The organism is Pseudomonas sp. JDS08PS003, assembly GCF_045013505.1.
Taxonomy (GTDB): Bacteria; Pseudomonadota; Gammaproteobacteria; order Pseudomonadales; family Pseudomonadaceae; genus Aquipseudomonas; species Aquipseudomonas protegens_B.
In genome coordinates this window covers 6,160,001-6,184,950 of record NZ_CP120724.1, presented here as the reverse complement: position 1 = coordinate 6,184,950, position 24,950 = coordinate 6,160,001, and the positions used below count along the sequence as shown (strand labels likewise).

The window sequence follows — 24,950 nt, the reverse complement described above, 5'->3', positions numbered from 1 at the left end:
TTTAGTCGAAGGATGGTGTAGGAAGCTGCCGCGACTTGTGCAGGTCTGCGCAAAGGTGCGATCTAGCGGGGCTGGCGTGGGTTTTATGAGGAAAAATGCGAACTCTGGAAACCACAAGGGGAGCCGAAGCTCCCCCAGAATAGTTGCGTGCTCTGTTTTTATTATTGGTTTCGGGCTTCTTGTTTTTGTTAAACGCCCTTGTCACTTGGATTACCCAGAGTGACCCTCCCAATCGGGAGCCAAGAGCAAACGGATTGCTTTGATCGCTGAGTTGCAATGACCTTTCGATCCAACCAGTTCAGGCTCTGCCTTAGGGCAGTTTTTGTTGTTCTCGGCCTGGTTGTGGGGCAAGCCCCAAATACAACGCCTCTCCAAAAGAATCAGTTAGCTGCGCCTCCGCCGTGTTGTTTTTATTATGCGTGAGTCGATTCGTCTTATTTTTATTGTCTTGTGCATTGCTTGTTATTGTTCTTGTACCAAACATATAGCAGGTGCCGTGCCAACTTTTGCGATCCCCAATAAAACAAGGGGTTAGGCGTACCAGGCGGTGTTTTTCAGGCCAAAAAAAACCGGGGCTTCGTTACCTTTAGCCCCGGCTTTTGTTACGTCCAATTACACAGGTAACAGTTTTTTTCACAAAGTCGAGCGTTACCCGCACTCTGGTCAGCACGGGTTCAGCTTTCGCTGGCTACCCCGCTTTTGCGCCGCGGGATGCCCAGGCGTTGGCGGCGTTCCCAAAGGCATTTGCGGCTGACACCCAGTTTGCGTGCCAACTCGGTCTCGGTCATGTGGTCCTGATGTTCGAGGACGAAGTGCTGGAAGTAGTCTTCCAGAGACAGGTCCTCGGTGGGCTCGTGGCTGGTGTTGCCCTGTTGCGGTGGCAGGCCGACGAAGTCATCGTCCTCGAGGTCGCTCAGCTCGATATCGATCCCTAGCAGGTCAGCGGAGATTTCCGGGCTTTCGCACAGGATTACTGCGCGTTCTACCGCGTTCTCCAGCTCGCGCACGTTTCCTGGCCAGGAATAATGGCGAATAGCCTGTTCGGCATCGGCGGCGAACTTCAGGTCCGAACGACCGATGCGTGCACTCTGGCGGGCGAGGAAGGCATTGGCGATTTCAATGACGTCGGCGCCGCGTTCGCGCAAGGCTGGCAGTTTCAGGGCGATCACGTGCAAGCGGTAATAAAGGTCCTCACGGAACTGGCCGATCTTGGAGAGGCTCTTCAAGTCGCGGTGAGTCGCTGCAATCAGGCGGACATCGACTTTTTGCGACTGCACAGACCCCACGCGCCGGATCTCACCTTCCTGCAGAACCCGCAGCAGACGCGCCTGGGCCTCCAGAGGCAGTTCACCGATTTCGTCGAGGAATAGTGTTCCGCCGTCCGCTGCTTCCACCAGGCCCGCACGACCGGCGCTGGCGCCGGTGAAAGCACCTTTCTCATGGCCGAACAATTCGGACTCGATCAGGGTTTCCGGAATGGCCGCGCAGTTCACCGAGATCATCGGGGCCTTGGCGCGCTTGGACAGATTGTGCAGGGCCCGGGCCACCAGTTCCTTACCGGTACCGGACTCGCCCTGGATCAGGACATTTGAATCTGTTGGCGCTACTTTGCGGATCTTGCTGTACATATCCTGCATGGGCGGGCAGGAGCCGATGATGCCGATTTCGCCGTTGTTGTTGCTGGCGCCGGCCTTGTCCGCAACCGTTCCCGTCCTGGCTGCTGGGCGATCTGCCGGTGCGTTCTCGGCACTTTGTCGGTCGCGGAGAATCCGTGCCACGGCCTGGAGCATTTCATCGTGGTCGAAAGGTTTGGCGATGTAGTCCACCGCCCCCATTTTCATCGAGTCCACAGCCGAGCGCAGGCTGGCGTAGCTGGTCATGATCAGCACCGGAGTGCCCTGGCCGAGCTTGATCAGTTCGGTACCCGGGGCGCCAGGCAGGCGCAGGTCACTGACAATCAGGTCGAATGTGGGAATGCTGAAGCGTTCCTGGGCTTCCTGCACCGAGCCGGCTTCGCTGACCTGGTACTGGTTACGTTCCAGCAGGCGGCGAAGGGCGGAGCGGATAATGGTTTCGTCTTCGACGATCAGAATATGCGGCATTGATTCAATTCTCTCGACGGTCTCAGTTCACAGCGGACGTCGCTTCGACATGACGCGGTAAAGTCACCCGAATACGGGTACCGCGTTGGCTTTGTGGATCGGCCGGGCTGTCGATGGTGATTTGTCCATAATGCTCTTCAACGATGGAATAGACCAGCGCAAGGCCCAGTCCGGTGCCTTCCCCAGGGTCCTTGGTGGTGAAAAACGGTTCGAACAATCGATCCATGATGTTCTTGGGAATACCGCTGCCTTCGTCTTCCACGATCAGATCGACCGTGTGCTCGAAAGCCTCGCTCTTGACGCGTACAGCGCTGCCGGGAGGAGAAGCGTCGCGGGCGTTGGACAGCAGGTTGATCAGCACTTGGGCCAGCCGCTGCGGATCACCATCGACCCAGTGGTCGGGATCACACAGATTGAAGAACTGCACTTCGAAATTGCGCCGGTTCAAGGCCAGGAGACCAATGGCATCCTGGGCAACTTCAGCCAGGCATACGGCTTCGTCGTTGTGCTGATGGCTACCGGCGTGGGCAAAGCTCATCAGTGACTGGACGATGCGCGAAATGCGCTTGGTCTGTTCGAGGATCTGCTCACTGATTTCCGTCAGTTCACCGTCTTCTTCACGCTCTTCCCGCAGGTTCTGCGCCAGACAGGCGATGCCGGTGATCGGATTGCCGATCTCGTGAGCCACCCCGGCAGCGAGGCGTCCGATACTGGCCAGACGTTCAGAGTGCACCAGCTTGTCTTCCAGGGTCTGGGTTTCGGTCAGGTCTTCCACCAGTAACACCAGGCCGCTGTTACCCGGTGCCAACGGCTCGTCGATGGCCGCTTTGTGCAGGTTCAGCCAGCGAGTCTGGCCGTCGAGGGCCAGATGCTGCTTGTGCAAGTGCTCGTCCGGCAGGTTGATAAAGCCCTGCAGCAGGTCTTTCCATGGATTGGTGATGGTACTCAGGCGTGACCCCACCACATGCTGGGCGGGAATACCGGTCAGTTCCTCCATGGCCTTGTTCCACATGAGGATCTCCTGATCCTTGGCCAGGGAGCAGACGCCCATGGGCAGTTCCTGCAGGGTTTGTCGGTGGTAGCGGCGCAGGGCATCGAGCTCGGCGGCCAGGCCGGTCAGGCGTGAGTGGTAGTCCTCGAGGCGGCTTTCGATGAAATGGATGTCTTCGGTGACATAGTTTTCTCCGCCGGCCTTGTATGGCAGGAAGGTTTCCACCATGTCCTGGGCGACACTCGGCCCCATCAGGCCGGACAGGTTGGCCTCGATACGGTCACGCAGACGCCGCAAGGCATAGGGGCGGCGTTCGTCGAAAGGCAGATACAGGTCGCGCAAGGCTTGTTCCACCTCCTTTTGCGCAGCCTTGGCGCCCAGCGGCTTGGCCAGTTGAGTGGCGAACTCCTGGGGTGAGGCAGCGTGCAGTTCCCGGCGCTGCGGGCGACGCACGTTGTCCACCGCGCAGGCTTCGGCAGCACTGGCTTCTTCGGTGCTGGCGTTGGTGAACAGCGAAATCAGGGTGAACATCAGAACGTTGGCTGCCAGCGAGGCGATGGCTGCCATGTGCCAGCTAGTGTCGTCGAGGACGTAGATCATGTTCAGCAGCGGGATGTAGAAGCCCTGCAGGTTGCCGATCAGAGGCAGCAGCATGGTCACCAGCCAGACCAGAATCCCTGCCAGCAGCCCGGCGATGAAGCCACGACGGTTGGCGGTCGGCCAGTACAACACCGAGAGCACGCCGGGAAGAAATTGCAGGGTAGCGACGAAGGCGACGATTCCCAGGTTGGCCAGGTCCTGTTCGGCCCCCAGCAACAGGTAAAAGGCGTAGCCGGCCATGATGATGGCGACGATCAGGGCGCGACGAGTCCACTTCAGCCAGCGATAGATATTGCCTTCTGCGGGCGGCTGGTAAAGCGGCAGCACCAAGTGGTTCAGGGCCATCCCCGACAAGGCCAGAGTGGTGACGATGATCAGGCCACTGGCGGCCGAGAGCCCGCCGACATAGGCCAGTAGCGCCAGGGCTGGGCTGTTGGCCGCGATACCAATGCCCAGGGTGAAGTATTCCGGGTTGGTGGTGGCGCCGAGCTTGAGTCCGGCCCAGAGAATCAGCGGCACCGCCAGGCTCATCAGCAGCAGGAACAGCGGCAGCCCCCAGCTGGCGCTGACCAGGGCTCGGGGGTTGAGGTTTTCGGTAAAGGTCATGTGATACATGTGCGGCATGACGATCGCTGAAGCGAAGAACACCAGCAGCAGGGTGCGCCACGGACCCTCTTGCAGTGGAGTGTGCAGCGCGGCGAGGGCAGTCTGGTTCTGCAGCAGCCAGAGCTCCAGCTGTTGCGGACCATCGAAGACCCCGTACAGCGCATACAGGCCGACGCCGCCGATGGCGATCAGCTTGATCACCGATTCGAAGGCAATGGCGAACACCAGGCCTTCGTGTTTCTCCCGGGTAGCGATGTGCCGCGAACCGAAGAAAATCGTGAACAGGGTGATCAGCGCGCAGAAGCTCAGCGCTACTCGATGTTGCACCGGTTCATGGGTGAGGATGCCGATGGAATCGGCCACTGCCTGGATCTGCAGGGCCAGCAGGGGCAGGACTCCCACCAGCATGAAAATGGTGGTCAGGGCACCGGCCCAGGTGCTGCGGAAACGGAAGGCGAACAGGTCCGCCAGGGACGACAGTTGATAGGTGCGGGTGATCTTCAGGATCGGATACAGCAGCACCGGCGCCAGCAGGAAGGCCCCGGAAACCCCCAGGTAGCTGGAGAGGAACCCGTAGCCGTATTGATAGGCCAGGCCCACCGTGCCGTAGAAGGCCCAGGCGCTGGCATAGACTCCCAGCGACAGGGTGTAGGTCAGCGGGTGGCGAATGATCGAGCGCGGAATCATGCCGCGCTCACTGATCCAGGCCACCCCGAACAGCACCAGCAAGTAGGCGGCGCTGATCAGGATCATCTGGGTCAGGCTAAAGCTCATCGGCATCTTTTTGGCTCTGCAGGATGAAGGTCACGACGATCAGAATCAGCCAGAGCAGATACGGGCGATACCAGGCGCCAGTAGCATCGATCCACCAATCCATGATGGCGGGGGAGAATAGATAGATCCCCACTACCAGGAGTAGGACCAAGCGATAGATGTACATCTCGGCCTCTCTTTATTGTGTGCGTGCCCGAAAACGTGCGGCGATGGTAACGGATGGGCGCCAAGCTGCAAGGGGCGTCAGCTCAATTGGGCTTCCGGCACGCTCAGTGTGCGTGGAATCAACTCGGCATCCCAGTGGACGATGCCCCACTTCATGATCTGAGCCACGCTCGCATGGGTGACTTCGACAGGCGGTTTCTGGCCCAGGGCCCGCAGCGCCCGCAGCAGCAAGGGCGGCGCCTGCTCCTCGGCCAGTGGTGGCGAACGGTAGGACTTGCCCAGTTTTTGTCCGTCCGGCTGAGTAATCAGCGGTACATGGAGGTAGCGTGGTTGGGATAGTCCCAACAGTTCCTGCAGGTACAGCTGGCGGGGAGTGGAGTCCAGCAGGTCGGCGCCGCGCACGATATCGGTGATGCCCTGCCAAGCGTCATCGAGCACCACAGCCAATTGATAAGCATAGAGGCCGTCACGGCGTCGGATCACGAAGTCTCCGACTTCCCGGCCCAAGTGCTGGCGATACTCGCCCTGGACCCTGTCGTTGAAGCGGTACTCGAGCTCCGGCACCCGCAGGCGGATTGCCGCGTCTTCCTGGGCGTGACCAAGGTTGCGGCACAGCCCCGGGTAGATGCCGTGGTAGGGCTCCAGTTGTTTGCGAGAGCAGGTGCAGGCATAGGCCAGGCCTTGATGGAACAGCCGGTCAATGACTGCTGCGTAAGCATCGTGGCGATCGCTTTGGCGAACCATTTCGCCGTCCCATTCGAAGCCGTAGCTTTCCAGGGCCTTGAGAATCGCTGCCTGGGCCCCCGGCTCTTCCCGGGGCGGGTCGAGGTCTTCCATGCGCAGCAGCCAGCGGCCGCCGACGGCTCGGGCGTCCAGATAGGAGGCAAGAGCCGCGACCAGTGAGCCGAAATGCAGGTTGCCGCTGGGGGTGGGGGCGAAGCGCCCGATGTATGAAGCAGATGTGGAGGCAGTCATGGGCAGGATGCTATCGGGTCTGGCCCCGGAGTGATGACAGGGTCGGGGGATCGCTTTCGTGAGCGAGCTCGCTTCTACAGGGAAGGCGGAAACGAAAACGGAGCGTGTATACGCTCCGTTTCAGGTTCAGGCCGACTATTACTTGCCGACTTGCTTTTCCTTGATTTCCGCCAGGGTCTTGCAATCAACGCACATATCGGCGGTTGGGCGGGCTTCCAGGCGGCGGATGCCGATCTCGACGCCACAGGATTCACACCAGCCGTATTCTTCGTCTTCGATCAGTTGCAGGGTCTTGTCGATCTTCTTGATCAACTTGCGCTCACGATCACGGGCGCGCAGTTCAAGGCTGAACTCCTCTTCCTGGCTGGCACGGTCGGCCGGATCAGGGAAGTTGGCCGCTTCATCTTTCATGTGATCAACAGTGCGGTCGACTTCCTGCATCAAGTCCTGTTTCCACTTGTTCAGGATCTTGGTGAAGTGCTCACGCATGGGCTTGCCCATGTACTCTTCGCCCGCAGTTTCAACATAAGGTTCAAAACCGCTGATCGATTGAATCTGTTGCTTTGCTTGGGTGGGCATGAATGGACCGCCTCTACTCTTGTAATCCATTGCGCAGGATTGCTCCATCTCCGACACTTGCCGGCCCTGCGGCTGCAAGCGGGCGAACTTACCAGATCAAACCAGAGCGCGCTACTCCCGGTTGTCGAGCCTATGTCCTGCCTAAGTCCGTAGATACTGGAAAAGGATGACATGGCTTGCAGATCGGTCTGTTCAATCATTGATTTTAGTCAAATCTGCGGTTTCTGTTTGCACCAGTTGGCACAAGGCAACAGACCGCACGGATGTCGCTGGGTTCTCCCGGGCTTCACTGGATGGGTAGAATCGGACTTTTGCTCCCCCCTCGAATGAAGGAAGGCTAATGGCTCTGCCCTACAGTGCGCGCAGTCGCGCTATCGAACCTTTCCATGTCATGGCCCTGCTGGCCCGCGCCAATGAGTTGCAGGCCGCCGGACATGATGTGATTCACCTGGAGATCGGCGAGCCGGACTTCACCACCGCCGAGCCGATCATCAAGGCCGGGCAGGCGGCGTTGAGCGCCGGCAAGACCCGTTACACCGCAGCGCGAGGTATCCCGGAGCTGCGTGGGGCAATCTCTGGTTTCTACCAGCAGCGTTATGGCCTGGATATCGACCCCGAGCGGATCATGATCACTCCCGGAGGCTCCGGCGCGTTGCTGCTGACCAGCAGCCTGCTGGTGGACCCGGGCAAGCACTGGCTGCTGGCTGACCCGGGCTATCCGTGCAACCGGCATTTCCTGCGTCTGGTTGAAGGCGCGGCGCAGTTGGTGCCGGTAGGGCCGGATGTGCGTTATCAACTGACTCCTGACCTGGTGGAGCGTTACTGGGATCAGGACAGCGTCGGCGCCTTGGTCGCTTCTCCGGCGAACCCTACCGGGACTGTGCTCAGTCGTGATGAGCTGGCGGGCCTGTCCGCTGCTATCAAGGCTCGCAACGGGCATCTGGTGGTGGACGAGATCTACCACGGCCTGACCTATGGCACTGATGCCGCCAGCGTGCTGGAAGTGGATGACAGCGCTTTTGTCCTGAATAGTTTTTCCAAGTATTTCGGCATGACTGGCTGGCGCCTGGGGTGGCTGGTGGCGCCGCCTGCGGCTGTGGGTGAGCTGGAGAAACTGGCGCAGAATCTCTACATCAGTGCGCCGAGTATGGCCCAGTACGCCGCTCTGGCCTGTTTCGAACCGCAAACCATCAGCATGCTGGAGGAGCGTCGTGCCGAATTCGGGCGTCGCCGGGATTTCCTGCTCCCGGCCTTGCGCGAGTTGGGTTTTGGTATAGCCGTGGAGCCTGAAGGGGCCTTCTATCTGTACGCCGATATCAGCGCTTTTGGTGGTGATGCCTTTGCTTTCTGCCGGCACTTCCTGGAGACCGAGCATGTGGCCTTCACTCCCGGCCTGGATTTCGGTCGTCACCAGGCGGGACACCATGTGCGTTTCGCCTACACCCAGAGCCTGGAGCGCCTGCAGGAAGCGGTGGAGCGTATCTCCCGTGGCCTGCAGAGCTGGCAAGGCTGATGCGCTTCGATCCTCCCTTGGAAGAAGGGCGTCTGCTGCGTCGCTACAAGCGTTTCCTGGCAGACATCGAAACCGCTGCGGGGGAACAGATGACGATTCACTGTCCCAATACCGGCTCGATGTTCAATTGCATGGTCGAAGGCGGGCAGGTGTGGTTCAGCCGTTCCAACGACCCCAAGCGCAAGCTGCCGGGCACCTGGGAAATCAGTGAAACCCCTCAAGGGCGACTGGCCTGCGTCAATACCGGGCGGGCCAACGGCCTGGTTGAAGAGGCGTTGAGGGCGGGGCTGATCAAGGAATTGAACGGCTTCACCGGGCTGAAGCGCGAGGTGCCTTATGGACAGGAGAACAGTCGCATCGATTTTCGCCTGGATTACCCGGACGGTCCGGCCTATGTCGAGGTCAAGAGTGTCACTCTGGGTTTCGATGGCTGCGCGGTGGCGGCCTTCCCCGATGCGGTGACCCAGCGCGGTGCCAAGCACTTGCGTGAGCTGGCAAGCCTGGCTCGGGAGGGGGTACGTGCGGTTCAGCTGTATTGCGTCAATCTCTCGGGTATAGACGCAGTGCGTCCGGCAGAGGAGATCGATCCGGGGTATGCCGCAGCCCTACGGGAAGCGGTGGCGGCCGGCGTCGAGGTGCTGGCTTATGGCGTTCGCCTGACTGCACAGGAAGTTTGTATCGACCGGCGTCTTGAGGTGCTGCTGCAGGGTTAAAGAGCGACCCAGATACCCTGGCTGTCTTCCTCACAGTCGATGGCCCTCAGGAACTGCCCGGCGCATGGCCCTGCCACACATTCGCCACTTTCGATCAGAAACAGTGCGCCATGGGTGGCGCACTGGATCAGGCTGGCGCTGGGATCGAGGAACTGATCAGGTTGCCATTCCAGGGGCACTCCACGGTGTGGGCAGTGATTGGCATATACGTAAGCCTGCCCCTCGCGGCGCACAGCAAAGAGTTTCAACCCCGCAAGCTGGAAACCCCGGCTACTGGCCTCGGGAAGATCGCTCCCGGCGCAAAGAAATTTCATGTCTATCCTCTTGGTCCGAAGGCTCTGCGCTAAGGCTGTCACAGTTTTCCCGTGGCGGCAGGATGAAACATGTCGACGCTTGACTGCTAAATGAAAACAATTATCAAATGGCCGTCTCGCCCGACACGGGGCGCTTGCTCATTTCGATGCCTGCTCTGCCTGGCATGTCACATGGACAGCTGCTTCGCGGGCCCTACGTCTATAAAGGAAATGTACTTATGCGCCTGAGTGCCAGCGCCATTGCGTTCTGTGCCGGATTGCTGGTGAGCCAGTGGGCCACCGCCGATGAGTTGCCGCAGCGTTGGGTCAGTGCTGGTGGGGCTTTGTCCGAGTGGGTAACGGTTCTGGGCGCTGAGTCGAAACTGGTGGGGGTCGATACCACCAGCCAGCATCCGGCATCACTCAAGGCGCTGCCCAGCATTGGTTATCAGCGGCAGCTATCGGCGGAAGGCATCCTGAGCCTGCGGCCGCAGATCCTGGTGGGCACAGAAGAAATGGGCCCGCCGCCGGTGCTGTCACAGATTCGTAGTGCCGGGGTCAAGGTCGAGCTGTTTTCTGCCCAGGCCGATCTTCCTACCTTGCAGCACACTTTGCGGCATCTGGGACAACTACTGGGCCGTGAGGCGCAAGCCGGAGAGCTGTTTCAGGGCTATCAAAAGCAGCTTGAACAGCAACGAGCCTGGGTCAGTGAGGCACAGAAGACCCAGGCGTCGCCGGGAGTGTTGCTGCTGCTGGGTCATGCTGGCGGCAAGCCGCTGATTGCCGGTAAGGACACTGCGGCGGACTGGCTCCTGCAGCAGGCCGGTGGGCACAACCTGGCGACCCATACGGGTTACAAGCCGTTTTCGGTGGAGTCCTTGGCAGGCTTGAGTCCGCAGGTCCTGGTGTTCTCCGATCGCAGTCTGAGCGGCGACGCGGCCCGGGCTGCGCTGTTCAAGGAAAACCCGGTGCTGGCGTCTACCGCGGCGGTCAAGGCCGGGCGAGTGGTCGAGCTTGACCCGACCTTGCTGGTGGGGGGGCTGGGGCCGCGGCTGCCGGATAGCCTGAAGCGCCTGGCGGCAGCTTTCTATCCCCAGGCCAAGTTGGTCCAATGAGTCGTCTGGTCAAACCTAGAACGCTGTTTCTCGGGCTGGGAGCCCTGTGCATCCTGGCCATCTGGTTGTCACTGGCCCTGGGGCCGGTCAGTCTGCCTCTGTTCGATACCTTGCGCGCCGCCCTGCGGTTGCTTGGGGTGCCGATCGATGGACAGGGGCTGGAGCAGGCGGAGTTGATCCTCGGGCAGATCCGCCTGCCGCGGACCTTGCTTGGCCTTGCAGTGGGGGGCGTGTTGGCGCTGTCCGGCGTGGCCATGCAGGGACTGTTTCGCAATCCCCTGGCGGACCCGGGGCTGGTGGGGGTGTCCAGTGGGGCGGCGTTGGGAGCAGCGATCGCCATTGTCGGTGGCTCGATGTTCGGCGGTGTGCCGGAAGCTATTGGTCCTTATCTGCTCTCACTCTGTGCCTTTCTGGGTGGCCTGGGAGTGACAGCGCTGGTCTATCGACTTGGTCGGCGCAACGGCCAGACTCATGTGGCGACCATGTTGCTGGCGGGAATAGCCTTGACGGCCCTGGCCGGCTCGGCCGTGGGCTTGTTCACCTACCTGGCGGATGACGCCACCTTGCGAACCTTGACCTTCTGGAACCTGGGCAGCCTGAACGGTGCCAGTTACCAGCGGCTGTGGCCGCTGTTGCTGGTAACGGCGGCGGTGGCTCTTTGGCTGCCTCGTCGGGCCAAGGCCTTGAATGCGCTGCTGCTGGGCGAGTCCGAGGCCAAGCACCTGGGGGTCGATGTCGAAAGGCTCAAGCGCGAACTGGTGTTCTGTACGGCCCTGGGTGTGGGAGCCGCCGTGGCTGCAGCAGGGATGATAGGTTTTGTCGGGTTGGTCGTGCCTCATCTGGTGCGCCTGCTGTCGGGGCCGGATCATCGCACCTTGCTCCCGGCATCGATCCTGGCGGGGGCCAGCTTATTGCTGTTGGCTGATCTGGTGGCGCGTCTGGCGCTGGCACCAGCCGAATTGCCCATCGGTATCGTCACCGCCTTTATCGGCGCGCCGTTCTTTCTGTACCTGTTGTTGCGAGGGCGCGCCTGATGCTGCGAGTCGAGAACCTGCATGTCCGCCGTGGTGGCAAAGATGTCCTGGCCGGTGTGGACCTGCAATTATTGCCGGGCCAGGTATTGGGGGTGCTAGGTCCCAATGGTGCCGGCAAAAGCAGCCTGCTCGGAGCCATGAGTGGAGAGTTGGCGGCCCATCAGGGCCGAGTGTCGTTGGATGGGCAAGAGTTGGCGCAATGGCAGGGTACATTGCGAGCGCAAAGGCTGGCGGTGTTGCCTCAGGCGTCGAGTCTGGATTTCGCTTTTCGGGTCGAGGAAGTGGTGGGGCTTGGGCGCTTGCCCCATCAGAGCGGTCGCGTGCGTGATGCGCAGATCGTTGGCGCTGCGCTGGAGGCGGTCGATGTGGCGCATCTGTGGGGGCGCAGCTACCTGGCGTTGTCGGGTGGGGAGCGGCAACGGGTGCATCTGGCGCGGGTTCTGGCGCAGTTATGGCCGGGGCAGAGTGGACACAACCTGTTGCTGGATGAGCCCACGTCTGCCCTCGATCCGTTGCACCAGCACGTCACCTTGCAGGCCATCCGGGAGTTTGCCGATCGCGGCGCGGCGGTACTGATTATCCTCCATGACCTGAATCTGGCGGCACGCTACTGTGATCGGCTGTTGCTGCTTGAAGGCGGACGCCCGCATTCATTGGGTACGCCGGCCGAAGTGCTGCGTCCCGAGCCGTTGCAAGCGGTGTTCGGCCTGGAGGTTCTGGTGCAGCTGCACCCTGAACGCGGGCATCCGTTGATCATTGCCCGTTGACCTGACACACGGAGAGACCTGATGCGTGCACTCCCGTTACTGCTGGCCCTGTTGCTGGCGGCCTGTCACAGCATGCCCGGAACGTTACCGCCGCCGGTGGCGCAGGGGCCAGGCAGCATTATTGATCTGCACAATGGTGAGGCGCTGAGCCCTGGCGAGCTGGTTGAGCGCCTGGCACAGGCGCCCAGGCTGATTGTCGGCGAGCAGCATGACAACGCCGACCATCACGCTTTACAGCTCTGGCTCTTGCGCTCTATGGCCGCGGAGCGGCAACAGGGCAGTCTGTTGCTGGAAATGCTCAATCCGGATCAGCAGGCAAAAGTCGATGGGGTCAAGCGGTCCCTGGAGGGGCGGCGCTTGCCTGACGGCCTACCCGCTGCGCTGGCCTGGCAACCGGGTTGGGACTGGAGTCTCTACGGTCTGCTGGTGGGTTATGCGCTGAAGCAGCCCTATCCATTGTTGGCAGCCAATCTGGATACTCAGGACGTGCGCAGGATATATGCGCAGGCGCCTGTGCTGTCCGGGGCGCGGAGCAATGCGCGCCCGGTGACTCAGCTCTTGTCTGCGCAAATTCGCGAGTCCCATTGCGGTTTACTGCCCGAAAGTCAGGTGCCGTCCATGCTGGCGGTGCAGCAACAGCGGGATCGGCGCATGGCCGAACGGCTGCTGGCGGCACCGACTCCAGCCTTGCTGTTTGCTGGGTCTTTTCATGGGCGCCGAGACCTTGGGGTGCCCTTGCACATGGCTGATCTGGATCAAGGGCAGGAAGTTGTGGTGCTGATTCTGGCAGAGCAGGGTAGTGAGGTTTCCCCGGCATCGGCCGATTACGTCTGGTATACGCCGCCCCAGCCACCCAAGGATTACTGTGCACAATTGAAACCTTGAATGGCTCACTTTTTCACAGGCAAAAAAAGACCCGGCAAGAGCCGGGTCAAATAACCGTGATTAGCCTGATGAGGAGATAATCTGAGAGTCCGAACCACTGGTCTTCCAGGTTATCGACTGATCTCGCGACCAGTTGTGATAATCATAACGATTCTCATTTCGAAGTCAACAAGGCTTTTTCAGTTTTCGCATATTTCGCTAAACGCTTGTTTGGATCCTCTGCTCGTTCAGCCCTGGCTCGGGCTGCTCAAGGCCATAAGACGGGTCACTTCCTTGTTCAGCAGGTCGATGCGCCGCGCCATGCTCTCGATCAGGCTATGGGCGATGCGCGGGTTGCTCTGGGTCAGGCTGAGGAACTGCTCCTTGGGAATCAGCATGATCGTGCTCGGCTCGCTGGCGATCACACTGGCGCTGCGCTTCTCTCCGGTGAAGACCGCCATGGCGCCAAAAATCTCGTCCTTGGGTACATCGCCAACCTTGTGGCCATCGACAAAGGCCTGGGCGTGCCCTTCGAGAATCACGAACACATGATCCGCCTCATCCCCCTGGGCAATCAGCACTTCGCCGGTATTCACCCGTTTGAAGCCGTTGCTGCTGCGTAATTCTGGAGGTTTCAAGCGAGCGACCGCATCAGAGAGCAGGGCGGTCTGGCCAATCAGGTATTGCAGCAACAGTTCCGAGCGCAGCTCGTCGGCGTAGATATGCCGGAATACGTCGGTCCGCAAATAGGGGGTCAATATCAGCGGTGTGTCGCAGCTCAACTGCCACTGCGGATGCTCGACACCCCGACGCAACCCCACCAGATCACCTTCATGCAGGTAAAAAAGTGGCCGCTCTTCAACACTGGCCTGGATCACGCCGCTGTCCAGCAGGAACAGTTGGTGACCGGGCAGTACGCTGGACAGGTCCGCCACCGCTTCAAGTTCCAGGGCAGAACCACTGGGTGAAAGCCCCGCCAGCAGTTGCGTCGGGATACTTTGCAGACGATTGATCAAGGCATCGGCGTAGGCCGGTTGCTCCCCCATCAGGTACATAAGGTTCTGCCAGTCAGTTTTTGTGACGAGAGGAAATGGCGTCCAGCTGTTTGTTCAACGCCTCTTTGCGTTCGGCGGGAAGGTCGTTCCAGTGCATGTCCATCAAGGCTCCTTCGATGGCATATAGCAGGACTTTAGAGGCGCGAAAGCCGCGGGTGCGCACCGCCCGATATGCGTCTACCGCGCCCAGGCGGCGCAAGTCCGAAGCACTATGGATGCCCACTGCATGCAGCCATTGTGCGGATGTCTTGCCAAGGTTCTTCAAATGTTGCAGTTCATCATTCATTAAGCCTCCTGGCGATGGCCGAATGGTGAGTGGGCAGCCTCAAAGGAGTGTAGCGCTCAGTAGCAAACGCGCTGTTCTTTGGTCGGGTTTGGCGCAAATGCTTCTAAGGCAGGGGCATAAAGGCGAGGCAGCCAGGTGCGCTCAGACCTCGTGGGGAAGGGGGGAAGACAGGCGGGGAAACCATAGTCCGGCGCGCAGCTGGGCGCCGAACAGAGCAGCGCAGGGGCTTTCAGCGGGTGTTGTAGCGCAGGCGGGTACCGAAGTTGACCGACATGAGAATCTCGTCGGCAGTCAGTTCCACCGGGAAGTAAGCGCCAGAGATTTGCGCATGGGCCAGGCTGGCGCCTTCCATGGAGGAGTTTCGCAAGTCCAGGCCGCGCAAGTCGGCGGAGCGGAAATAGGCGTCGGTGAAGTCGACCCCTTGGGCGTTCAATTCCCGCAGGTCGAGGCCGCGGAAGTCACCGCCACGCATGTCGATGGGTTGATCCTTTGGACGTTCGCGGTTGAACCCGACGATGTCGTCCTTATGCAGCAGGGCGTAAAGCGGAGTATCCAGAAGTTTCGGTTGGCTCATGGCGACGTCACCAGTGTTGGATTTATGACGCCAGTATAGTGCCACTATTTTTCAGCCGTGAAGTCTTTGCACTTCACGGCTGAAATTATTGCTTACAGGCCCGGGAGGCGCTGACGAATGTTGGCAACCAGGGCATCCAGGCTACCGCTTTCGTTGGTTTCGATACGCTTGCTGCGTAGCAGCTCTTCGTCGGTCAAGGCTTCGCGCGTGGCTTGCTGCGTGGCGATCACTTCCAGAGTGGCATCGGAAGGATCGTTCTGATCGGCTTGACGTTGAGCCAGCCAGCTGGCGACCACCGCTTCAGGGGCGTTGCAGTCGATGATCAGGCAAGGGGTGCCAGTGGCTTCGGCCACCTTGGCCGCGGCATCCCGTTGGGCGCGCTTGAGGTAGGTAGCGTCGATCACCACCGGGAAACCAGCGCGCAGGATGGTTTCGGCGATTTCATGCAGGCGGGTGTAGGTGGCGCTGCTGGCGTCGCTGCTGTAGATGCCGGCGTGAGGGTCGTTCTGCACTTGTTGCTCGCCGAACAGACGCTTGCGTTCCACATCTGAGCGCAGGCGAACGGCACCCAGTGCTTCTACCAGACGCATGGCTACGCGGCTTTTGCCAACGGCCGAGATACCCGAGGTGATTGCCAGGAAGCGTGATGGAATGGTGCTGTAGCTTTCCGCCAGATTGGCGTAGTTGCGGTATTGGCGCAGCGTGGTGGCACGCTGCACCGGAGTGGCGTCGGCAGGCATGCTGAACAGGCTGACTTTGGCGCGTACCAGAGCACGGTAGGCTTTGTAGAAGTTCAGCAGTTCCAGGCCCTGATAGTCACCGGTCAGTTCCAGGTACTGGCTGATGAAGCGCCGCGCCAGGCTTTTCAGGCCGCGATCCTCCAGGTCCATGGCGAGGAAGCCGGTGTCGGCATAGACGTCGGTGAAACGGAACGGCTCGTTGAATTCGATGCAGTCGAAAATCACCACCTTGCCGTCGATAAGGGTGGCGTTGCCCAGGTGGATATCACCATGGCATTCACGGATGAATCCTTCGCTCTTGCGTTGGGCCAGCAGTGGCTTGAGGCGTTCGAAGCTAGCCTCGGCCCAGGCCTGCAGGGCTTCGAGCTGCTGCAGGTCGGTCTTATCGCTGAGGAACGGACGGATCTGTTCGAAATTCTGGCGTACTGGCGCCATTACGCTTTCCGGCGTACCGGCTTCATGGGCGGCCGGGACCTTGGGGGCGCTGAGGTGGAACTGGGCGATCTGCTTGGCCATCTCGTCGATGTGCGCGGTGGTCAGCTCGCTGTTGGCTTGCAAGGTACTGAGCAACTGGCTCTGGGGGAACTGGCGCATTTTCAGCGCGTATTCGATGACCGGGCCGCTGCCGCCCAGTTCTGGGGCTTCGGCGCTACCGGTGATCGGCAGGACTTCCAGGTACAGGTCCTGGGTCAGACGCTGGTTCAGGCGCAGCTCTTCACCGCAGAAATGCGCTCGGGCATCCAGGCTGGTGAAATCGAGGAAACCAAAGTTCACCGGCTTCTTCACTTTATAAGCAAAGGGGCCGGTGAGCAGTACCCAGGAGATGTGGGTTTCGATGACCTGAAACCCTTCTACGGGATGAGGATACAAAGCGGGGTTTTGCAGGGCGGCGATCAGTGACTGGCTCACAGGCGATCCTTCAGAGTCGGGAAAATCGAGGGCGTCATTATGGCCGCTGGGAGGGGTAACGCAAACCTCGGGTGGCGCATGTTGAGGATGAATAAAGTGCGTATAATCCGCCGCCATGACTCGTACCCGATCCCCTCGTTCCGCTAAAAAAACTCCCTCTGGTGGCCTGCGCCCCTGGCTGGGCTGGGCGCTCAAGCTCAGTCTGGTCGGCTTGGTGGTGCTCGCCGGCTTTGCGGTTTACCTCGATGCTGTGGTCCAGGAAAAATTCTCCGGCAAGCGCTGGACCATCCCGGCCAAGGTCTATGCCCGGCCGCTGGAGCTGTTCGTCGGACAAAAGCTCAGCAAGGATGACTTCCTGACGGAGCTCGATGCCCTGGGCTATCGTCGCGAAAGCGTCGCCAACGGCCCCGGCGCTGCAGCGGTCAGCGGTAACACTGTCGACTTGAATACCCGTGGTTTCCAGTTCTATGAGGGATTGGAGCAGGCGCAGCCGGTTCGCGTGCGTTTCTCCGGTGACTATGTGGCGGAGCTGTCCGGCAGCAAGGGCGCCAAGCTGGCGGTCGTGCGGCTGGAGCCGCTGCTGATCGGTGGCCTGTATCCGAAAAACCTGGAGGACCGGATCCTGATCAAGATCGATCAGGTTCCACCCTATCTGCTGGAAACTCTGGTGGCGGTGGAAGACCGTGACTTCTATTCGCACTTCGGGGTGTCGCCCAAGTCGATTGCCCGGGCGATCTGGGTCAACACTTCGTCGGGCCAGATGCGCCAGGGCGGCAGTACCCTGACCCAGCAGTTGGTGAAGAACTTCTTCCTGACCAATGAACGCAGCCTGTCGCGCAAACTCAATGAAGCGATGATGGCGCTGCTGCTGGAGCTGCATTACGACAAGCGCGAGATTCTCGAGGCTTACCTCAACGAGGTCTTTGTCGGCCAGGATGGCCAGCGAGCAGTGCACGGTTTCGGTTTGGCCAGCCAGTTTTTCTTCAGCCAGCCTCTGTCCGAACTCAAATTGCATCAGGTCGCGCTGCTGGTGGGGATGGTCAAAGGTCCTTCCTATTACAATCCGCGACGCTATCCGGAGCGTGCTCTGGAGCGGCGCAACCTGGTGCTCGATCTGCTTGAGCAGCAGGGCGTAGCCACTGCCGAGCAGGTTGAAGCCGCGAAGAAAATGCCGTTGGGCGTGACCAAGCGCGGTAGCCTGGCGGACAGCTCGTTCCCTGGTTTCCTCGATCTGGTGAAGCGCCAGTTGCGAGAAGACTATCGGGACGAAGACTTGACTGAAGAAGGGCTGCGAATCTTCACCAGTTTTGACCCTATCCTGCAGATGAAGGCTGAGGCTTCGGTCAACGATACCTTCAAGCGCCTGGCTGGACGCAAGGGTTCGGAAGACGTTGAGGCAGCCATGGTGGTGACCAATCCGGAAACCGGTGAAGTCCAAGCCATGATCGGCAGTCGTCAAGCCAGTTTCGCCGGCTTCAATCGGGCATTGGACGCGGTACGTCCGATCGGCTCGCTGATCAAGCCGGCGGTCTATCTGACGGCTCTGGAAAAGCCCAGCCAGTACACCCTGACCAGTTGGCTTTCCGATGAGGCCTTCTCGGTGAAGGGCGCTGACGGCCAGGTATGGAAGCCGCAGAACTACGACCGTCGCTCCCATGGCACCGTTTTCCTGTACCAGGGCCTGGCCCATTCCTACAACTTGTCCACCGCGCGGCTTGGCCTGGAAGTGGGCGTACCCAACGTCCTGAAGACCCTGGGGCGCCTGGGCGTTACCCGAGAGTTCCCTGCGTTTCCCTCGATGTTGCTGGGAGCCGGTGGCATGAGTCCGATCGAAGTGGCAACCATGTACCAGACCCTGGCCAATGGCGGTTTCAATACGCCAATGCGCGGGATTCGCAGTGTACTGACTGCCGAAGGCGAACCGCTCAAGCGTTATCCGTTCCAGATTCAGCAGCGATTCGATGCCGGGTCTATCTACCTGATCCAGAGTGCGATGCAGCGCGTGATGCGCGAAGGTACGGGTAGTTCGGTTTACAACGTACTGCCCAAGACCTTGGCGCTGGCGGGCAAGACCGGCACCAGTAACGACTCCCGTGATAGCTGGTTCGCCGGTTTCAGCCAGGACCTGCTGGCGGTGGTCTGGCTGGGTCGTGATGATAACGGCAAGACACCGTTTACCGGCGCCACGGGTGCCTTGCAGGTGTGGACCAGTTTCATGCGCAAGGCCGATCCGCTACCGCTGGATATGCCGCAGCCGGACAACGTGGTTCAGGCCTGGGTCGATTCGCGTACCGGGCAAGGCTCCGATGCCAACTGTCCGGGTGCTGTACAGATGCCGTATATTCGCGGCAGCGAACCGCCTCCCGGCGCCTCCTGCGGTGGTGAAACCCCGGCAGGTAGCGATGTGATGGATTGGGTCAAGGGCTGGATGAACTAAGCGATGAGGGTTTGACGTGAACAAGTGGTGGGTTCCAGCTATTACAGCTCTGGCTTTGCTCAACGGTTGCGCCAGTGTGCAGCGCGGCTCCATTCCCGTCGTGGACTCCGGTACGGCCGTGTCCAACAGTGAGCGGATTTCCGCCTCCGGAGGCTTTCGCCAGACGACTATCAAGCGTCCGGCCCAGGCACAGGCTCAGGCGATTCCGGAAGATTCCGGGGTGGTGGTGATGGTTCCCGGTGGCGGGGCAACGGCCTCTGCGCCGATCAGCAGCTCTCCTATTACTCCAGGGCCTATTACCCCGGGGCCGGTGGACGGTTCGAATTATCAGTCGGCGCCGATCAGCCAGGGCAGCTACAACATGCCTTCGACTCCGAGTGGTATTCCGTCGGCTCGTGCCGGTGGCTTGTCGGCTGATGAGCAACTTGACGGGCCGGTACTGGCGTTGCTGACGACTGCCCAGCAACAGCAATCCAGTGGCGACTTGAATGGTGCGTCCTCCAGTCTTGAGCGTGCTCAGCGTGTGGCGCCGCGCGAGCCGCAAGTGCTCTACCGTTTGGCCCAGGTGCGCATGGCCCAGGGTGATGCGCCGCAAGCCGAACAGTTTGCCCGTCGCGGTTTGAGCTTTGCCAATGGCCGTCCGGATCTTCAGGCGAGCTTGTGGGAGTTGATCGCCCAGGCGCGTGAGAAGCAAGGCGATGCTGCTGGTGCTGCCCAGGCTCGGCAGAAAGCTCGGGTTTCACTGTGATGGATGTACGGTTTCCCAAGATCGCCGAGCAGTTGTTGCTGATCGAGCGCGAGTTGCGTGGGCAGGGCTTGTGGGGCGAGGTTGCCCCCAGTGCCGAGGCGCTTGCCAGCACCCAGCCCTTCGCGGTGGACACCTTGGAATTCGAGCAGTGGCTGCAATGGATCTTCCTGCCGCGCATGAAGATGATCCTGGAGCAGGATCTGCCCTTGCCCAACGCTTCCGGTATCCAGGAAATGGCCGAGATGGTGTTTTCCACCCGACTCATGCAGGGCCGCGATCTTCAGCTGCGAGTTCTGCTCAAAGAGTTTGATCAGCTCATAGCGGCTACCCGCTGAATTCGATGCTGCCAGGTGTGCCTGGCAGCTCTTCTCCGGCGCACTGCGCGCTCCAGTCTGTTGATGCCTCAGTAGGCGTTTCCCTTTCTATATCTTCTCTTGCTGTGCTGCTCGGCACCCTGGGCGAGTGCCAGTCAATAGGTCAGTGGCGAAAGTCAAGGTTCGCATTTCTGAGTTGCTTGTCGAAGAATGCGCAATTGAAGCGCAGGCAGTTGTCGTTTTGAGGTTTTTTCTTGCGTTCTCATGCGCTTAGTTCGAATTAACTACATAGACGACTTGACTTGAAGAGGACGAAACAGAAGAATCCAAAGTCCGCTGTAGAGGGACTGCCAGAAGCAGACCCACTCAGCAGATCATGAGGCGCACATCCGCGCCGAAGTGCTACACCCGCAACGCGTTACCTCGCGCTGGGTGGGAAAACCCCGCAACACTTTGGGGCGCTCCCAATACTTGCTCAGTCAGTGCTGACGTAGTCGGCGACCACCGTCGCTCATGCTCTGCTGAGAAGTAAACCTATTAAGACCCGCTCCCTTTTGAGGGCGGTATTCTGGCGTTTTAGAGGTGAACAACGTGGAGCTTTTATCTGGCGGTGAGATGCTCGTCCGCTTCTTGCGTGACGAAGGCGTCAAATATATCTACGGGTACCCGGGTGGTGCTCTCCTTCATGTTTACGATGCCCTGTTCAAAGAACCGGAAGTGACCCACATCCTGGTTCGTCACGAACAAGCGGCGACCCATATGGCTGACGGCTATGCCCGTGCCACCGGCAAAGCCGGCGTGGTACTGGTGACTTCCGGGCCGGGCGCGACCAATGCCATTACCGGTATTGCCACCGCCTATATGGACTCGATTCCAATGGTGATCATTTCCGGTCAGGTGCCTAGCACCATGGTCGGTACCGACGCGTTCCAGGAAACCGACATGATCGGTATCTCCCGGCCGATCGTGAAGCACAGCTTCATGATCAAACACGCTTCGGAAATCCCGGAAGTCATGAAGAAGGCCTTCTACCTGGCGCAGTCCGGTCGTCCCGGTCCGGTGGTGGTCGATATTCCGAAAGACATGACCAACCCGGCTGAAAAGTTCGAATACGTTTTTCCCAAAAAAGCCAAGCTGCGCTCCTACAGCCCAGCTGTTCGTGGTCACTCCGGGCAAATCCGCAAGGCGGCAGAAATGCTCCTGGCGGCCAAGCGTCCTGTGCTTTATGCAGGCGGCGGCGTGATCCTTGGTGGTGGCTCCGCACCGCTCACCGAGCTGGCCAAGATGCTCAATCTGCCAGTGACCAATACCTTGATGGGCCTGGGTGCCTATCCGGGTACTGACCGACAGTTCGTCGGCATGCTCGGCATGCACGGCAGCTATACGGCCAACCTGACCATGCACCACGCTGATGTGATTCTTGCCGTTGGCGCGCGCTTCGATGACCGGGTTATCAACGGCGCACCGAAGTTCTGCCCTAACGCCAAGATCATCCATGTGGATATCGATCCGGCCTCCATCTCCAAGACCATCAAGGCCGATGTGCCCATCGTGGGTCCTGTGGAGAGCGTCCTGACCGAAATGGTCGCGGCCCTCAAGGAAATTGGCGAGACCCCGAATAAGGATACGGTCGCCAGCTGGTGGAAGCAGATCGATGAATGGCGTGGTGATCGCGGCCTGTTCCCTTACGACAAGGGCGACGGCAGCATCATCAAGCCACAGACCGTGATTGAAACCCTGTGCGAAGTGACCAAGGGCGATGCCTTTGTCACCTCCGACGTGGGGCAGCACCAGATGTTTGCGGCGCAGTATTACAAGTTCAACAAGCCCAATCGCTGGATCAACTCCGGTGGCCTGGGCACCATGGGCTTTGGTTTCCCGGCGGCCATGGGCGTCAAGTTGAGCTTTCCGGATAATGATGTCGCCTGCGTCACCGGCGAGGGCAGTATCCAGATGAATATCCAGGAGTTGTCCACCTGCCTGCAGTACGACTTGCCGGTCAAGATCATCAACCTGAACAACGGTGTACTGGGTATGGTGCGCCAATGGCAGGACATGAGTTACGGCAGCCGTCACTCGCACTCCTACATGGAGTCGCTGCCTGACTTCGTCAAGCTGGTTGAGGCCTATGGGCACGTGGGCATGCGTATCACGGATCTGAAGGATCTGAAGCCGAAGATGGAAGAAGCGTTCGCCATGAAGGATCGCCTGGTATTCCTCGATATCCAGGTCGACACCAGCGAGCACGTCTATCCGATGCAGATCAAAGACGGCTCCATGCGCGATATGTGGCTGAGCAAGACGGAGCGTACTTAATCATGCGGCACATTATCTCCTTGCTTCTGGAAAACGAACCGGGCGCTCTGTCCCGTGTTGTAGGCCTGTTCTCGCAACGTAACTACAACATTGAAAGCCTGACCGTGGCGCCGACAGAAGACCCGACTCTGTCGCGTCTGACTCTGACCACGGTCGGCCATGATGAGATCATCGAGCAGATCACCAAGAACCTGAACAAGTTGATCGAGGTGGTGAAGCTGGTGGACCTGTCGGAAAGTTCTCACATCGAGCGCGAGCTGATGTTGGTCAAGGTCAAGGCTACCGGTGCCCAGCGCGCCGAGGTCAAGCGCACCACCGATATTTACCGTGGGCAGATCGTTGATGTCAGCGCTAGCGTGTATACCGTTCAACTGACCGGTACCAGCGACAAGCTCGACAGCTTCATTCAATCGATCGGCACCGCGTCGATTCTGGAAACCGTACGCAGTGGTGTCACCGGGATTGCCCGTGGCGACAAAGTACTGAGCATCTAACTCAAATTAGCGAATGGCCGGAACGGCCTGATATAGGGGAAATTCATGAAAGTTTTCTACGATAAAGACTGCGACCTGTCGATCATTCAGGGCAAGAAAGTTGCCATCATCGGTTACGGTTCCCAGGGCCACGCTCAAGCTTGCAACCTGAAAGACTCCGGTGTTGATGTGACTGTCGGCCTGCGTAAAGGCTCGGCCACTGTTGCCAAAGCTGAAGCTCACGGCCTGAAGGTAACCGATGTTGCCGCAGCCGTAGCCGGCGCCGATCTGGTCATGATCCTGACCCCGGACGAGTTCCAGTCCCAGCTGTACAAGAACGAAATCGAGCCGAACATCAAGAAGGGCGCCACCCTGGCCTTTTCCCACGGCTTCGCGATCCACTACAACCAGGTAGTTCCACGTGCCGACCTCGACGTGATCATGATCGCGCCGAAGGCTCCAGGCCACACCGTGCGTTCCGAGTTCGTCAAGGGCGGCGGTATCCCTGATCTGATCGCTATCTATCAGGACGCTTCCGGCAACGCCAAGAACGTCGCCTTGTCCTACGCAGCTGGTGTGGGCGGCGGCCGTACCGGCATCATCGAAACCACCTTCAAGGACGAGACTGAAACCGACCTGTTCGGCGAGCAGGCTGTTCTGTGTGGCGGTACCGTTGAGCTGGTCAAAGCCGGTTTCGAAACCTTGGTTGAAGCTGGCTACGCGCCGGAAATGGCCTACTTCGAATGCCTGCACGAACTGAAGTTGATCGTTGACCTCATGTACGAAGGCGGTATCGCCAACATGAACTACTCGATCTCCAACAACGCCGAATACGGCGAGTACGTGACCGGTCCAGAAGTCATCAACGCCGAATCCCGTCAGGCCATGCGCAACGCTCTGAAGCGCATCCAGGACGGCGACTACGCCAAGATGTTCATCAGCGAAGGTGCTACAGGCTACCCATCGATGACCGCCAAGCGTCGTAACAACGCCGCTCACGGTATCGAAATCATCGGTGAGCAACTGCGCTCGATGATGCCGTGGATCGGTGCCAACAAAATCGTCGACAAAGCCAAGAACTAAGTTCGAGTCTTGTCAGAGAAAACGCGGCCTAGGCCGCGTTTTTTCGTTTGGACGGGTAGGTTCTGGTATAAAGCTGGATCCTTTGTGGCCGAATCGCGGCCCTGGGGCACCTGTCGAAACTTTTCACACCGTTGCAAGGTAATGTCCATGAGCGAACGTCCCGAAGAGCCAAACCAGGCCTCTGACGCCGAAAGCCTGCTACCGATCGATGAGCATGTCGAAGAAGGGCATGACGCTGAAGGCCGTAAAGTCCGGCATCGTGGTATCTATCTTCTGCCGAATCTGTTCACCACTGCGAACCTGTTCGCGGGGTTCTATTCCATCATCAGTTCCATGAGTGCCCAGAGTGCACTGAGTGCCGGGGACACAGCGGGGGCGAGCAAGTACTTTGCCTTTGCCGCGATCGCGATTTTCGTGGCCATGGTGCTTGATGGTCTGGATGGGCGTGTTGCCCGTATGACCAACACCCAGAGTGCTTTCGGTGCCGAGTACGACTCGCTGTCCGATATGGTTGCCTTCGGTGTTGCTCCTGCATTGCTGGCTTTTGGCTGGGCCTTGGGTGACATGGGCAAGGTCGGTTGGATGGTCGCCTTCATCTATGTAGCGGGCGCGGCATTGCGTCTGGCGCGCTTCAACACTCAAGTGGGTACTGCCGACAAGCGTTACTTCATCGGTCTGGCGAGCCCGGCAGCTGCGGGTGTTGTGGCCGGGATTGTCTGGGCTTTCAGCGATTACGGCATTCAGGGATCGAAGATGTCGTTCCTGGTGGCGTTGATGGTCGCGGCGGCGGGCATGCTGATGGTCAGCAACATCAAGTACAACAGCTTCAAGGACCTGGATCTGAAGGGGCGGGTGCCTTTTGTAGCTATTCTGGCAGTGGTGCTGGTGTTTGCTGTGGTGTTCAGTGATCCGCCGCGTATTTTG

23 protein-coding genes (1 of these 23 cut by a window edge) are annotated in these 24,950 nt (G+C 59.6%); 13 read left to right on the top strand and 10 right to left on the bottom strand.

The window, feature by feature from the left end:
• Positions 1 to 674: 674 nt before the first annotated feature.
• The 5 genes from P7C00_RS27560 to dksA all read right to left on the bottom strand — a co-directional run bounded on the left by P7C00_RS27560 (position 675) and on the right by dksA (position 6,792).
• Positions 675 to 2,102 (bottom strand): sigma-54-dependent transcriptional regulator, encoded by a 1,428-nt coding sequence (locus tag P7C00_RS27560; protein WP_404937685.1) that lies wholly within the window; start codon positions 2,100 to 2,102, stop codon positions 675 to 677.
• 22 nt (positions 2,103 to 2,124) lie between these two features.
• Complete coding sequence (locus tag P7C00_RS27555) at positions 2,125 to 5,079, bottom strand: ATP-binding protein (protein ID WP_346636389.1); 2,955 nt, start codon at positions 5,077 to 5,079, stop codon at positions 2,125 to 2,127.
• Complete coding sequence (locus P7C00_RS27550) at positions 5,063 to 5,239, bottom strand: hypothetical protein (protein ID WP_003176118.1); 177 nt, start codon at positions 5,237 to 5,239, stop codon at positions 5,063 to 5,065. Before P7C00_RS27550 ends, P7C00_RS27555 begins: the two co-directional genes overlap by 17 nt.
• Before the next feature lie 77 nt (positions 5,240 to 5,316).
• Positions 5,317 to 6,213 (bottom strand): tRNA glutamyl-Q(34) synthetase GluQRS, encoded by an 897-nt coding sequence (gluQRS, locus tag P7C00_RS27545; RefSeq protein WP_404937684.1) that lies wholly within the window; start codon positions 6,211 to 6,213, stop codon positions 5,317 to 5,319.
• A gap of 138 nt (positions 6,214 to 6,351) precedes the next feature.
• A complete protein-coding gene (dksA, locus tag P7C00_RS27540) occupies positions 6,352 to 6,792 on the bottom strand; it encodes an RNA polymerase-binding protein DksA (protein WP_011063504.1) in 441 nt (146 codons plus the stop codon).
• 340 nt (positions 6,793 to 7,132) lie between these two features.
• Here dksA and P7C00_RS27535 point away from each other — a divergent pair, with 340 nt between their 5' ends.
• Together P7C00_RS27535 and sfsA are read left to right on the top strand one after the other, a co-directional pair.
• Complete coding sequence (locus P7C00_RS27535) at positions 7,133 to 8,305, top strand: pyridoxal phosphate-dependent aminotransferase (protein ID WP_346636387.1); 1,173 nt, start codon at positions 7,133 to 7,135, stop codon at positions 8,303 to 8,305.
• Positions 8,305 to 9,018, top strand: a complete 714-nt coding sequence (sfsA, locus tag P7C00_RS27530) for a DNA/RNA nuclease SfsA (protein ID WP_346636386.1) — start codon at positions 8,305 to 8,307, stop codon at positions 9,016 to 9,018. Before P7C00_RS27535 ends, sfsA begins: the two co-directional genes overlap by 1 nt.
• On the opposite strand, the gene P7C00_RS27525 is transcribed toward sfsA, so the two are convergent.
• Positions 9,015 to 9,332 carry a Rieske (2Fe-2S) protein gene (locus P7C00_RS27525; RefSeq protein WP_346636385.1) on the bottom strand — a complete coding sequence of 106 codons (318 nt, stop codon included), beginning with the start codon at positions 9,330 to 9,332 and terminating at the stop codon, positions 9,015 to 9,017. The genes sfsA and P7C00_RS27525 overlap by 4 nt on opposite strands.
• Positions 9,333 to 9,550: 218 nt before the next feature.
• Here P7C00_RS27525 and P7C00_RS27520 point away from each other — a divergent pair, with 218 nt between their 5' ends.
• From P7C00_RS27520 to P7C00_RS27505, 4 genes are read left to right on the top strand one after another with little or no spacing between them, the layout of a single operon-like run.
• A complete protein-coding gene (locus P7C00_RS27520; RefSeq protein ID WP_404937683.1) occupies positions 9,551 to 10,426 on the top strand; it encodes a hemin ABC transporter substrate-binding protein in 876 nt (291 codons plus the stop codon).
• Positions 10,427 to 10,476: 50 nt separating this feature from the next.
• A complete protein-coding gene (locus P7C00_RS27515; RefSeq protein ID WP_346636398.1) occupies positions 10,477 to 11,460 on the top strand; it encodes an iron ABC transporter permease in 984 nt (327 codons plus the stop codon).
• Positions 11,460 to 12,227, top strand: a complete 768-nt coding sequence (locus P7C00_RS27510; protein WP_346636383.1) for a heme ABC transporter ATP-binding protein — start codon at positions 11,460 to 11,462, stop codon at positions 12,225 to 12,227. The genes P7C00_RS27515 and P7C00_RS27510 overlap by 1 nt, the downstream gene beginning before the upstream one ends.
• 21 nt (positions 12,228 to 12,248) lie before the next feature.
• Complete coding sequence (locus tag P7C00_RS27505) at positions 12,249 to 13,112, top strand: ChaN family lipoprotein (RefSeq protein ID WP_346636382.1); 864 nt, start codon at positions 12,249 to 12,251, stop codon at positions 13,110 to 13,112.
• Between the two features lie 227 nt (positions 13,113 to 13,339).
• On the opposite strand, the gene P7C00_RS27500 is transcribed toward P7C00_RS27505, so the two are convergent.
• From P7C00_RS27500 to P7C00_RS27485, 4 genes are all read right to left on the bottom strand, one after another.
• A complete protein-coding gene (locus P7C00_RS27500; protein ID WP_404937682.1) occupies positions 13,340 to 14,146 on the bottom strand; it encodes a Crp/Fnr family transcriptional regulator in 807 nt (268 codons plus the stop codon).
• A gap of 13 nt (positions 14,147 to 14,159) precedes the next feature.
• Positions 14,160 to 14,432 (bottom strand): TfoX/Sxy family protein, encoded by a 273-nt coding sequence (locus tag P7C00_RS27495; RefSeq protein ID WP_011063495.1) that lies wholly within the window; start codon positions 14,430 to 14,432, stop codon positions 14,160 to 14,162.
• Between the two features lie 229 nt (positions 14,433 to 14,661).
• Entirely contained in the window at positions 14,662 to 15,006 is a 345-nt protein-coding gene (locus P7C00_RS27490; RefSeq protein WP_123725046.1) for a pentapeptide repeat-containing protein, read from the bottom strand.
• 92 nt (positions 15,007 to 15,098) lie between these two features.
• The gene (locus P7C00_RS27485) at positions 15,099 to 16,655 is read right to left on the bottom strand and encodes an AAA family ATPase (protein ID WP_404937681.1); all 1,557 of its coding nucleotides are present in this window, start codon (positions 16,653 to 16,655) and stop codon (positions 15,099 to 15,101) included.
• Positions 16,656 to 16,770: 115 nt separating this feature from the next.
• On the opposite strand from P7C00_RS27485, the gene mrcB reads away from it, so the two are divergent.
• From mrcB to pssA, 7 genes are all read left to right on the top strand, one after another.
• Entirely contained in the window at positions 16,771 to 19,092 is a 2,322-nt protein-coding gene (mrcB, locus tag P7C00_RS27480; protein ID WP_346636379.1) for a penicillin-binding protein 1B, read from the top strand.
• Positions 19,093 to 19,108: 16 nt separating this feature from the next.
• Positions 19,109 to 19,840, top strand: coding sequence for a tetratricopeptide repeat protein (locus P7C00_RS27475; RefSeq protein ID WP_346636378.1), 732 nt, complete (start codon positions 19,109 to 19,111; stop codon positions 19,838 to 19,840).
• Positions 19,840 to 20,175, top strand: coding sequence for a YqcC family protein (locus P7C00_RS27470; protein WP_346636377.1), 336 nt, complete (start codon positions 19,840 to 19,842; stop codon positions 20,173 to 20,175). Before P7C00_RS27475 ends, P7C00_RS27470 begins: the two co-directional genes overlap by 1 nt.
• Positions 20,176 to 20,745: 570 nt before the next feature.
• On the top strand, positions 20,746 to 22,470 hold the full coding sequence (locus P7C00_RS27465; protein WP_123725053.1) for an acetolactate synthase 3 large subunit: 1,725 nt from the start codon (positions 20,746 to 20,748) through the stop codon (positions 22,468 to 22,470).
• Between the two features lie 2 nt (positions 22,471 to 22,472).
• Entirely contained in the window at positions 22,473 to 22,964 is a 492-nt protein-coding gene (ilvN, locus tag P7C00_RS27460; protein ID WP_404937680.1) for an acetolactate synthase small subunit, read from the top strand.
• Between the two features lie 45 nt (positions 22,965 to 23,009).
• A complete protein-coding gene (ilvC, locus tag P7C00_RS27455) occupies positions 23,010 to 24,026 on the top strand; it encodes a ketol-acid reductoisomerase (RefSeq protein WP_404937679.1) in 1,017 nt (338 codons plus the stop codon).
• Positions 24,027 to 24,173: 147 nt separating this feature from the next.
• A protein-coding gene (gene pssA / locus P7C00_RS27450; RefSeq protein ID WP_047306129.1) for a CDP-diacylglycerol--serine O-phosphatidyltransferase crosses the window boundary here: on the top strand, positions 24,174 to 24,950 show its 5' portion. The gene runs 81 nt beyond the window's last position; the window shows 777 of its 858 coding nt (coding positions 1-777); its start codon is at positions 24,174 to 24,176; its stop codon lies off the right edge, out of view.